At 57.8% G+C, this 10,759-nt stretch carries 11 protein-coding genes; 8 read left to right on the plus strand and 3 right to left on the minus strand.

The annotated features are described in order from the left end of the window. Positions 1-61: 61 nt before the first annotated feature. Positions 62-988: a bifunctional helix-turn-helix transcriptional regulator/GNAT family N-acetyltransferase gene (locus tag NYE85_RS20435; RefSeq protein ID WP_259006574.1), complete on the minus strand. Its 927-nt coding sequence runs from the start codon at positions 986-988 to the stop codon at positions 62-64. 252 nt (positions 989-1,240) lie between these two features. Here NYE85_RS20435 and amyA point away from each other — a divergent pair, with 252 nt between their 5' ends. Then, positions 1,241-2,731, plus strand: coding sequence for an alpha-amylase (gene amyA, locus NYE85_RS20440; RefSeq protein WP_259006575.1), 1,491 nt, complete (start codon positions 1,241-1,243; stop codon positions 2,729-2,731). 113 nt (positions 2,732-2,844) lie between these two features. Then, positions 2,845-3,690: a PA4780 family RIO1-like protein kinase gene (locus NYE85_RS20445; RefSeq protein WP_259006576.1), complete on the plus strand. Its 846-nt coding sequence runs from the start codon at positions 2,845-2,847 to the stop codon at positions 3,688-3,690. A 21-nt stretch (positions 3,691-3,711) separates the two neighbouring features. Here the strand turns inward: NYE85_RS20445 and NYE85_RS20450 are convergent, their stop codons facing one another. Continuing rightward, the gene (locus NYE85_RS20450; RefSeq protein ID WP_259006577.1) at positions 3,712-4,620 is read right to left on the minus strand and encodes an EamA family transporter; all 909 of its coding nucleotides are present in this window, start codon (positions 4,618-4,620) and stop codon (positions 3,712-3,714) included. Positions 4,621-4,726: 106 nt separating this feature from the next. Continuing rightward, entirely contained in the window at positions 4,727-5,020 is a 294-nt protein-coding gene (lsrG, locus tag NYE85_RS20455; RefSeq protein ID WP_259006578.1) for a (4S)-4-hydroxy-5-phosphonooxypentane-2,3-dione isomerase, read from the minus strand. A 181-nt stretch (positions 5,021-5,201) separates the two neighbouring features. On the opposite strand from lsrG, the gene lsrK reads away from it, so the two are divergent. The 6 genes from lsrK to NYE85_RS20485 all read left to right on the plus strand — a co-directional run bounded on the left by lsrK (position 5,202) and on the right by NYE85_RS20485 (position 10,757). Further along, positions 5,202-6,767, plus strand: a complete 1,566-nt coding sequence (gene lsrK / locus NYE85_RS20460) for an autoinducer-2 kinase (RefSeq protein WP_259006579.1) — start codon at positions 5,202-5,204, stop codon at positions 6,765-6,767. A 152-nt stretch (positions 6,768-6,919) separates the two neighbouring features. Beyond that, entirely contained in the window at positions 6,920-8,104 is a 1,185-nt protein-coding gene (locus NYE85_RS20465) for an MFS transporter (RefSeq protein WP_259006580.1), read from the plus strand. A 53-nt stretch (positions 8,105-8,157) separates the two neighbouring features. After that, positions 8,158-9,051, plus strand: a complete 894-nt coding sequence (locus NYE85_RS20470) for a LysR family transcriptional regulator (protein WP_259006581.1) — start codon at positions 8,158-8,160, stop codon at positions 9,049-9,051. A 71-nt stretch (positions 9,052-9,122) separates the two neighbouring features. Further along, positions 9,123-9,464, plus strand: coding sequence for an HNH nuclease YajD (gene yajD, locus NYE85_RS20475; protein WP_004965614.1), 342 nt, complete (start codon positions 9,123-9,125; stop codon positions 9,462-9,464). A gap of 346 nt (positions 9,465-9,810) precedes the next feature. Beyond that, a complete protein-coding gene (locus NYE85_RS20480) occupies positions 9,811-10,446 on the plus strand; it encodes an AAA family ATPase (RefSeq protein WP_259006582.1) in 636 nt (211 codons plus the stop codon). After that, positions 10,443-10,757: a hypothetical protein gene (locus NYE85_RS20485; RefSeq protein ID WP_259006583.1), complete on the plus strand. Its 315-nt coding sequence runs from the start codon at positions 10,443-10,445 to the stop codon at positions 10,755-10,757. Before NYE85_RS20480 ends, NYE85_RS20485 begins: the two co-directional genes overlap by 4 nt. Positions 10,758-10,759 lie beyond the last annotated feature (2 nt).

Below are 10,759 nucleotides of genomic sequence, written 5' to 3' on the forward strand. Positions count from 1 at the left end.
AGTTGTGCAAAGAGGCGGCCCTGGCCGCCTTTTGTGTTTTATCGCTGCGAGAAAACACGCTTTACGCAAGCGTGGTCAACTCCTTGAGCATGAAAATGGCGCAGCCGTGGTGACCGGTGTTGCCGCGTCTTTCGTTCAGCAGGCTGAAACCCAGCGACCGGTACAATCCGACCGCTTCTTTTAACTGCTCAGTGGTTTCCAGATAACAGTAACGATAGCCAGCAGCACGCGCCGCCTGCATGGCCTGCACCACCATGTAACGCGCCATGCCCAACCCACGGATTTCGGGTTTGAAAAACAGTTTCTGCAATTCGCAATAATCCGGCTCGCCACCGACCAGTGGCGCAATGCCGACCCCGCCCGCCACCTCCCCATGTCGCTCGACCACCCAATAGTGGCCGCCGTTGCGCTGATAAACCGCGGTCAACTGGTCGAGATGGGGATCCTGTACGCTGACGCCTTCCATCTTGTCCATGCCGTATTCGCGAAACGTGGCGCGGATCACCGCTGCCATCGCGGCATCGTCCTGTGCGGTAATCGGCCGGACGCGCAGCTCCGCCGCCCGCTGTCGGCGGGCGCTGCCTAACGCGGAGGCAAATTTTTTAATCGTTGCCACCGTTGCGGCGATTTCGTCGTCGTCCAGCTGTGCCAGCGCGGCCAGCATAAAGTCATCGGCATCGGTATCGATGGCCATCAGCGTTTTCTTCCCTTCGCGCGTCAACCGATGCAAGGTCTGCCGCCGGTCCTGCGGATGTTCAACAATTTCGATCATTTGCGCCTTTACCAGACTGTTCAGCGCGCGGCTGGCGCTGGCCTTGTCGATGCACAGGCGCATTGCCAGTTCCATCACCGCCAGCGGCTGCTGCTTGAGTTCAATCATCAGGTGTATTTGCAACGGTGAAAAGCGTGAACCGTTACTCTGCTTGTTCAACATCCCCAACTCGCGCACCAGGTGCCGGCTCAGCGCCCGAAAATCTCGGATCTCCACGCTATGTTCCTTCTCTACATCATCATTGATGAAAATTAGTTGATAGTGTTACCTAAATGATGAATCACCATAACCTATCGGCAGCAAAAAGTGAATGTTACCCAGGAAAATCAAGCGACAGGATCCGTTGCGGCGCGGCCCATTTTCCCTTTTGCCAATTTTGACCCATGCTTAAACGAGGCCAGCCGCAGTAGGCTAACGGTCAGTTGCGGAGGCCCACCTCATTACTTTGGCTAAGCGGGATGCCGGCTCATGACGAAAAAAACCACTTTATTGCAGTTTTTCCATTGGTATTACCCCGATGGCGGCAAACTATGGCAGGAAGCGGCGCAGCGCGCTGCGCAGATTGCCGAGATCGGCATCACCGACCTGTGGCTGCCACCGGCCTACAAAGGGGCGTCCGGTGGCTATTCGGTTGGCTACGACACCTACGATTTGTTCGATTTGGGCGAATTCGATCAGAAAGGGAGCCGCGCCACCAAGTACGGCGACAAAGAATCGCTGATCGATGCTGCCAATACTCTGCGTGAGCACGGGGTGCGCATCATTTACGACACGGTGTTCAACCACAAGATGGGAGCGGACGAAACCGAACGGGTTCACGTTCACCGCACCAATACGCAGGATCGTAACGACATTGACGACCTCGGCTTTGATGCCACCGCCTACACGCGTTTCACCTTTCCCGGCCGTCAGGGAAAATATTCCGCCTTCGTTTGGGATTACACCTGCTTTAGCGGCGTGGATTATCTGGAAGACCCACAGGAAAAAGGCATCTTTAAAATCGCCAACGACTACGGTGATGACGGCTGGAACGATCAGGTCGATGACGAGAAAGGCAATTTCGATTATCTGATGGGCGCCGACGTGGAGTTCCGTAATAACGCGGTGGCGGAGGAGCTGAAATACTGGGGCCGCTGGCTGCTGGACACCCTGCCCTGTGACGGATTCCGCCTCGACGCCGCCAAACACATTCCGGCCTGGTTCTTCAAACAGTGGGCCGATCACGTGCGAGAAGCGGCGCAGCGCGATCTGTTCATCGTCGCCGAATACTGGTCGCACGATTTGGCGTCGCTGCAACAATACATCGATATGGTGGATGGCAGAGTGATGCTGTTCGACGTGGCGCTGCACCTGAAATTCCACCAGGCATCGAAGCAGGCCGATCAATTCGATATGGCGCAGATCTTTACCGATACGCTGACCGCCACCAACCCCAGCCACGCGGTGACCATTGTCGCCAACCACGACACGCAACCATTACAATCGCTGGAAGCGCCGGTTGAACCCTGGTTCAAACCGCTGGCCTACGCGCTGATCCTGCTGCGCGAACAGGGGGTGCCCTGTGTGTTTTATCCGGATCTGTACGGCGCAAGCTACCAGGACACCGGCCGCGACGGCGGTGAGTACCAGATCGAGATGCCGGCCATTGCCGAGCTGGAAAAATTGCTCCTCGCCCGCCAGCGTTTTGCCAACGGCGCGCAAACCGATTACTTCGACGATAGACACTGCGTCGCCTTCAGCCGCAGCGGAACCGCAGAAGCGCCGGGCTGCGTGGTGGTATTGACCAACGGTGCAGAAAATCACAAGACGGTGACGCTGGGCAATGCGCTGGCACATCGGCAATGGCGCGACTTCCTTGGCAACCGCGAAGAGATGGTCGAAACGGACCAGGATGGCCGCGCCGACTTCCCGGTTAACGGCGACAGCGTCAGCGTATGGGTATTGGCGGAAAATGCCTGACAGGCTGCTGCAATGCCAGCAGCGGGCAAACTAATTGCCCGCTTTCTGGTCTAATTGGCAATTCCGTCCAGGCAAACCATTCACACCAGAGCCTAAATAGGGTACAAGGCTGCATGAAAATTCCAAAACGACTCCAGCCATTGGTAGATGATGGTTTAATCGACGACGTCATTCGCCGTTTGAAAAGCGGTAAAGAGGCCGACGTGTTTATCGTGCGCTGCGGTAACGACATCCGCTGCGCCAAAGTGTACAAAGAAGCGGACAAACGCAACTTCAAGCAAGCGGTGCATTATCAGGAAGGCCGCAAAGTGCGTAACAGCCGCGATGCGCGGGCAATGAGCAAAGGTTCTCGCTTTGGCCGCCAGCAGCAGGAAGAAGCCTGGCAAAATACCGAAGTCGATGCGTTACACCTGCTGGCAAAGGCCGGCGTGCGGGTGCCACAGCCGGATATCTGCCTTGACGGCGTGCTGCTGATGGAGCTTATCACCGATGAAGAAGGCCTGGTGGCTCCGCGCCTGAGCGACATCACGCTGGAGCCGGCACAGGCGCTGGCAGATCATGCCTTGATGATGAACTACGCGGTGCGCATGCTGTGCGCCGGGCTGGTGCACGGCGATCTGTCTGAATTCAACGTACTGATGGATAAAAACGGCCCGGTGATTATCGATCTGCCGCAGGTGGTCGATGCTGCCGCCAACAATCATGCTAAAAGCATGTTTGAGCGTGATATCAATAATATGACTCATTATTACGGCCAGTTCGCGCCGCAGCTGCTGGGCAGTAAATATGCCAAGGAAATCTGGGCGCTGTATCAGGAAGGCAAGCTGACGCCAGAAAGCACACTGACCGGCCACTATCAGGAAAGCAGCAAAAGCGCCGACGTGGGTTCGGTGCTGGACGAAATACAGGCCGCCAGCGACGCCTATCAACGCCAGCAAATGGCGCGCAACGAAGAGTAAACCACACGCCGTCTGCGTTGGTTATTTGCCGGCAGCGGCGACCGGCCGCCAGCGCGGCAAGCCAAACATATTGACTGCCATGCCGGCCAGCACGCACAGCGCACCGGCAAGTTGCAACGTCGATAATGTTTCGCCCATCAGCAGCCAGGCACTGGCCAACCCAACCAACGGTACCAACAGCGCCAGCGGCGCCACTCGCCAGGTTTCATAACGCGCCAGCAGGCTGCCCCAGATAGAATAGCCAAACAGGGTGGCGGCAAACGCCAGGTAGCCAATCACCAATACGCTGCTTAAGCGCAGATGACGCAGGCTGTCGATCGCCATCTGACGATCGTCGAACAGCCAGCTACAGGCAAAAAATGGCAAGATTGGAATCAGTGCGCTCCATACCACCAGCGGCAAAATGCCCTGCCGGCGAAAAGTACTCATGATTTTTTTATTGGCAATGTTGCCCAGCGCCCAGGACAACGCTGCACCGAGCGTCAGTAACAGTCCGGCCAGCGGTACCGCGCCGCCCCCCTGCTGCAGGCTGGCCTGCGCCAGCAATAGCATACCGGCGGTGGCGATAACGATCCCCACCAGATGGTTGACGCGCAGCCGATCCCCCAGCAACAGCATCGCCAATAACAGCGTAAAGAACACCTGCGCCTGTAGCACCAGCGACGCCAAACCGGCAGGCATGCCAACCTTGATAGCCAGGAACAACAGCGCAAACTGGCCAAAGCTCATGGTCAGGCCATACAGCGTCAGCCATTTCCATGGCAGCTGTGGGCGGGGAATAAAGAATATCGCCGGCAGCGCCACCAACAGGAAACGCAGCCCGGCCAGCAGAAAAGGCGGCATATTCTGTAAGCCGTACTTGATAATGACGAAATTCACCCCCCAGATAATCACCACCAACAACGCCAATAACCGATCGCGAACTGCCATGTTTGCTCCAGAGCAACGGGATATGTGATAGGCGTTACGTTAGCGGTGATATGCCCTGCAACTCAATCAAATTTTATGCCGCCCCTACGACACGCGGCGATAGAGGCTATGCCGGCATCACGCCGATAAACGAGGTTTTCTTGCGTGGCTCGGTCATCAGCGACTCCAATTGTTCCACGCATCGCAGGTAATGCGGCGTTTTTTTATGCGCGTCCACCGCTTGCCGATCCCGATACGCTTCATAGATATAAAAGCGCGTCGGGATATTTTCATCCTGCAGTACGTCAAAACGCAGGTTGCCCGGTTCGGCAATGGCGCCAAGATGATTGGCACGAAACACCGCGAGAAACTGCTCCACTTTATCGGGCTTGACGTTGATTTCGACTAACGTAACCTGCATAACGGCTCCTTGCTGACACGGGGGATATCCCCCAATGCTAGGCGCTATTGGGCGTATTTCCGCCTCCGCGCGGCGTTTTTGCAGCCCGCCTCACAGTTCTAAACGTCACGCCCGCTTCGCCTGCCTCGTCAATCCCACACGCCATCTATAGTTAAGATCGGTCTTCCACAGAGTGTGAACTATGCGCAATTTATTGATGGCATTGGACGCAGGCACGGGCAGCATTCGAGCGGTCATTTTCGATCTGGAAGGCCAGCAAATCGCCAGCGGCCAGGCGGAATGGCACCATCTGGCGGTGCCGAACGTGCCCGGTTCGATGGAGTTCGATCTGGGCCACAACTGGCAACTGGCCTGCCAGTGCATGCGGCAGGCGTTGCAGCTGGCCAACGCCGAGGCGCAGGAGATCCGTGCGCTAGCATGCTGTTCGATGCGCGAAGGTATCGTGCTGTACGATAGCGACGGCGAAGCCATCTGGGCCTGCGCCAACGTCGACGCTCGTGCCAGCCGCGAGGTCAGCGAGCTCAAGGAGCTGCAAAACCACGGCTTTGAGCACGAGGTCTACCGCCATTCCGGCCAGACTCTGGCGCTGAGCGCCATGCCGCGCCTGCTGTGGCTGGCGCATAATCGGCCTGACATCTATCGCCGTGCGTCGACGATCACCATGATCGGCGATTGGCTGGCAAACCGTCTCAGCGGCGAACTGGCGGTGGATCCCTCCAATGCCGGTACCACCGGCATGCTGGATCTGACCAGCCGCAACTGGCGGCCCGAACTGCTGGATATGGCCGGTCTGCGCGCCGATATGCTGTCGCCGGTAAAGGAAACCGGCAGCCTGCTGGGCCAGGTCACCGCGCTGGCGGCGCAGCAAAGCGGGCTGCTGGCCGGCACGCCGGTGGTCATGGGCGGCGGCGATGTGCAACTGGGCTGTCTGGGGCTGGGGGTGGTGCGCGCCGGGCAAACGGCGGTGCTGGGCGGTACCTTTTGGCAGCAAATCGTCAATCTGCCCCAGCCGCTGACCGATCCAGAGATGAACATTCGCATTAACCCACACGTGATCCCCGGTATGGCGCAGGCGGAATCCATCAGTTTCTTCACCGGCCTGACCATGCGCTGGTTCCGCGATGCATTCTGTGCGGAAGAAAAACTGCTGGCACAGCGGCTGGGGGTCGACGCCTATGCGCTGCTGGAGGAGATGGCGGCGCGGGTACCGCCCGGTGCCTACGGCGTGATGCCGATTTTTTCCGACGCCATGCATTTTAACCACTGGTATCACGCCGCGCCGTCGTTTATCAATATGTCGCTGGATCCTGAACGCTGCAACAAGCAGACGCTGTTTCGCGCATTGGAAGAAAATGCGGCGATTGTTTCCGCCTGCAATCTGCAGCAAATTGCGCGCTTTTCCGGCGTACAGCCGCAGTCGCTGGTGTTCGCCGGCGGCGGCGCCAAAGGCAGGCTGTGGAGCCAGATCCTCAGCGACGTCACCGGCCTGCCGGTGCAGGTGCCGGTAGTGAAAGAGGCGACCGCACTGGGCTGCGCCATTGCCGCCGGGGTTGGCGTCGGGCTGTATCCGTCGCTGGCGGAAACCGGTGAACGACTGGTGCGTTGGGAGCGGCAATATCAACCGGACATGACCCAGCATGCGTTGTATCAACGGCAAAAGGAGACCTGGCTGGAAGTGTATGCCGATCAGCTGACGCTGGTGGATCACGGCCTGACCACCTCACTGTGGAAGGCTCCGGGGCTCTAGTCTGAGCGCCGTACGGCGCGATTGTTCCTGCACAGAAACAGTGTAATTACCGCAAACGGATTTATCTGGCGTATAACGCTGCGTAAATTGTGATCTCTGTCACTCGCTGCCGGTGCGAGCGAATCACAATATCTTCTGAGACGAGCGGTATTATGCTGAATAATAAAGATAAACCTGCATCATCAGCCTGGCTGGCCATTTTTTCACTGACGGTTGCCTGCTTTGTCATGGTGACAACAGAATTCCTGCCGATCGGTTTGCTGACCAATATTGCCCCTTCCCTCAACGTCAGCACCGGCACCGCCGGCCTGATGGTTACCATGCCCGGCATCGTGGCTGCGGTCGCCGCGCCAGCGCTGAGTCTGGCCTCCGGGCGGCTCGATCGCCGACTGCTGATGCTCGGTCTGTCGCTGCTGCTGATTGTCTCCAATCTGGTTTCCGCGCTGGCGGTCAATTTTCCGATGATGCTGCTCGGCCGCGTACTGCTCGGCATTTGCGTCGGTGGCTTCTGGTCGTTCGCCGCCAACTATGGCCGCCATCTGGTGCCTGAAGCCAGCCAGGGCCGCGCAACGGCGCTGATCCTGAGCGGCATTTCGGTCGGCGCAGTGTGTGGCGTGCCGGCAGGCGCGCTGATTGGCGACCTGTTCGGCTGGCGCGCCGCCTTCTTTGGCAGCGCCGTGCTGGCGCTGGCAGTGTTAATCGCACAATCGCGCCTGTTGTCCCCGGTGCCGCCAAGCCGTGCGGTGACACCGCGCGATCTGCTGCTGCCGCTGCGCCTGCCGTTGGCGCGCATTGGCCTGATTGCCATCGTACTGCTGTTTATCGGCCACTTCGCCGCCTATACCTATCTGCGACCGCTGCTGCAGCAGGTGTTTGTGCTGAGTCCATCGGCCATTTCGATGCAGTTGCTGGCCTACGGCGCGATCGGTCTGCTGGGTACCTTCGCCGGCGAGCGTCTGGCTGAACACAGCCTGCGCGCCACCTTTATCCTGATAGCCGTTATGCTGGCGGGCATCTTGATTGTGTCACCGCTGCTCAGCGGTATCGCCGGCGCGACGCTGATGGTACTGATCTGGGGACTGGCGTTTGGCGCAGTACCGGTTTGCGCCACCAACTGGATGTTCAACGCCGTACCGCAGGCGCCGGAAGCCGGTCAGGCGTTACTGGTGTGCGTCATTCAGATCGCCCTGGCCTCGGGTGCGCTGCTCGGCGGTGAAGTGGTTGACTGGCAAGGCGTCAGCAGCGCCATGCTGTTCGGCGGTGCGCTGATCCTGTCGGCGGCGCTGGTGTTCGGTTTGTCCTTGCGCTCCGGCATGGTTGACGCTAAACAATCCTAGAGCAGAGTAAAAATATGCCCGGCTAGCGCCGGGTTCTGGGCCTTGGGAGCATTATGGATCATCATTTACTTGCCATTCGCGTGTTTACCCGCGTGGTTGAAACCGGCGGATTTACCCGGGCGGCAGACTCGCTGCGCATGCCGAAAGCCACCGTCACCAAGCTGGTGCAAAGCCTGGAAAATCATCTGCAAACCAAACTGTTCCAGCGCACCACCCGCAGCGTATCGGTAACGCCGGAGGGCGAATGCTATTACCAGCGCACGGTAAAATGGCTGGCGGAGCTGGAACAGATGGAAGGCAGCATGACGGAATCACAAAGCGCGCCGCAGGGGGTGCTGCGTATCGACGTCGGCGGCGGTTCCGCACGCCAGCTACTGTTGCCTGCCCTGCCGGACTTTTTTGCTCGCTATCCGCAGATCCAGATCGATCTGGGCGTCGGCGATCGGCAAATTGATTTAATCAGCGACAGCGCCGATTGCGTGCTGCGCAGCGGCCCACTGGCGGACTCCAGCCTGATCGCCCGCCGGCTGTTGGCACTTGAGTGGGTCACCTGTGCCACCCCGCGCTACCTTGCCCGCCACGGCACGCCTCACCATCCGTGCGATCTGGAACAAGGCTTCCCACTGGCGCATTACCGCCACGCGGTGAACGATCGCATTCATCCACTGCATTTTGTCGACGGCGGCAAAGTCATCGATATTCAGCACCGTTATCAAATCAGCGTCAACGAAGGCAACGCATTGATCGCGGCGGCGCTGGCCGATCTGGGCATCATACAAACGCTGCGCTTTATGGCCCAGCCACAGCTGGACAGCGGCGAACTGGTCAGCATCCTGACCGACTGGCAGCCGCCGGCCGATCACCTGTATGTGGTCTATCCGTCCAACCGCCATTTAAGCGCCAAACTGCGGGTGTTTATCGACTGGGCGGTGGAAAGGTTCGGCTAACGGCCAACCGTTGTCAGCGGAAACTTTGTGGTATTATTGCGCCAATATCGTTTCCTATCAGCAGGCATACCATGGCATATATCCCAAAAAACTACGCGAAACTGGAAGTCGGCTATCGCGAAAAGGCGCTGAAACTGTTCCCGTGGGTCTGTGGCCGCTGCTCACGCGAGTTTGTTTATTCCAACTTGCGCGAATTGACGGTGCATCACATCGATCACGACCACAGCAACAATCCGGAGGATGGCAGCAACTGGGAAATGCTATGCCTGTATTGTCACGATCATGAGCATTCAAAATACACCGAAGCAGACCAGTACGGTTCGACGGTGGTGGCCGGCGAGGATGCGCAGCAGGACGTCGGCATCGCTACGCACAACCCGTTTGCCAACCTCAAGGCATTGATGAAAAAGTAACGCAACGGGCGCTGTGGCCGCAGCGCCCGACAGACCTTCCGTGCCATACGCATCAATAGCCTGCCAGGCTAATAGCGCAATAACTTATTAAGCTAACAACCGAATAAAGCCTGATAACTGCCTAGGTTAGTAACCTGCCAATAACCACTCCTGCGCTTAATCCCAGAGAATTCCTACTTACCTGCCTGACCGCTTGCCAGCAAAATAATACGTTAAGTTAGCAGCATAGCCACTTGGCAAGCTCGGCAGCTTCGGGCATATTGTATCCTGTTAACCTGTTTGATTATCAACCTAATAAGCAGCTAACTTAATAAGTTAACAGCTTAATAACTTGAGAGATGGCAGCATGATTGTTTTGATTGGCTCGCAAAAAGGCGGCGTAGGGAAATCAACCAAGGCGGTCAATATCGCCGGGTATCTGATACTCAAGGAAGGCAAAACGGCAATAATCGTTGACGCCGACGACCAAAAATCGATCATGACCTGGTACAACGATCGGCAAAACGTTGACGGGCTGCCGCATATTCCGGTAGTGGCAGCGTCTGGCAAAATCAAGGAGACCCTGCTGGAACTGAACCGTCACTACGATTACGTGATCGTCGATACTGCCGGCCGCGACAGCGCCGAGCTGCGCTCCGGTCTGCTGGCTGCCGATCTGTTCCTGTCGCCGCTGCGTCCGTCGCAAATGGACCTCGACACCGTCGGCTACCTGTCGGAAATGTTCTCCACCGCGCAGGAATACAATGAAAAAGTGAAGGGCTATATTGTGCTGAACATGTGTCCGACCAATATCTTCATTAACGAAGCCAATGAAGCGGCAGAGGTGTTAAGCGAATACCCGCAATTCACCCTGGTGGGCAACCGCTTGTGCGATCGCAAGATTTATCGTGACGCCTGGGGCGAAGCAAAAACCATTCACGAAGCGCACAACCCCAAAGCGCAGCACGAAATTGAAAGCCTGGTAAAAGAGGTGATCTTATGAAAAAGCGTACGCCGACCCACCGCATGTCGGAAGACGAGTTTATCAACAGCGCCACATCGCATACGCTGCTCCCCACCGCCAGCGCCAGCACCAGCACCAGCGAAACCAAAACGCAGGGCCGCAAACGCACCTATAAAGCCATTTCCGTCAGCCTGACCGACAGCCACGTCGACGCCATCGACGACATAATCGTGCTGGCTGCGCGCAATGGCCTGGTGCGTATTACCCGCTCCGACATTATCAAGCTGGCGATCGACGGCCTGGCCGACAACACCGAAGCCCAGCTGCTGGCACTGCTGAAAAAGAACTGAGC

Origin of the sequence: Serratia sp. AKBS12, assembly GCF_024793895.1 — a bacterium.
GTDB lineage: Bacteria > Pseudomonadota > Gammaproteobacteria > Enterobacterales > Enterobacteriaceae > Serratia_F.

Bases quoted from the DNA above. Each gene is read 5' to 3' on its own strand.
- NYE85_RS20465 (WP_259006580.1), top strand. From the start codon at position 6,920: ATGCTGAATAATAAAGATAAACCTGCATCATCAGCCTGGCTGGCCATT.
- NYE85_RS20445 (WP_259006576.1), top strand. From the start codon at position 2,845: ATGAAAATTCCAAAACGACTCCAGCCATTGGTAGATGATGGTTTAATC.
- NYE85_RS20480 (WP_259006582.1), top strand. From the start codon at position 9,811: ATGATTGTTTTGATTGGCTCGCAAAAAGGCGGCGTAGGGAAATCAACC.
- yajD (WP_004965614.1), top strand. From the start codon at position 9,123: ATGGCATATATCCCAAAAAACTACGCGAAACTGGAAGTCGGCTATCGC.
- NYE85_RS20450 (WP_259006577.1), bottom strand. From the start codon at position 4,620: ATGGCAGTTCGCGATCGGTTATTGGCGTTGTTGGTGGTGATTATCTGG.
- NYE85_RS20485 (WP_259006583.1), top strand. From the start codon at position 10,443: ATGAAAAAGCGTACGCCGACCCACCGCATGTCGGAAGACGAGTTTATC.
- amyA (WP_259006575.1), top strand. From the start codon at position 1,241: ATGACGAAAAAAACCACTTTATTGCAGTTTTTCCATTGGTATTACCCC.
- lsrK (WP_259006579.1), top strand. From the start codon at position 5,202: ATGCGCAATTTATTGATGGCATTGGACGCAGGCACGGGCAGCATTCGA.
- NYE85_RS20470 (WP_259006581.1), top strand. From the start codon at position 8,158: ATGGATCATCATTTACTTGCCATTCGCGTGTTTACCCGCGTGGTTGAA.
- lsrG (WP_259006578.1), bottom strand. From the start codon at position 5,020: ATGCAGGTTACGTTAGTCGAAATCAACGTCAAGCCCGATAAAGTGGAG.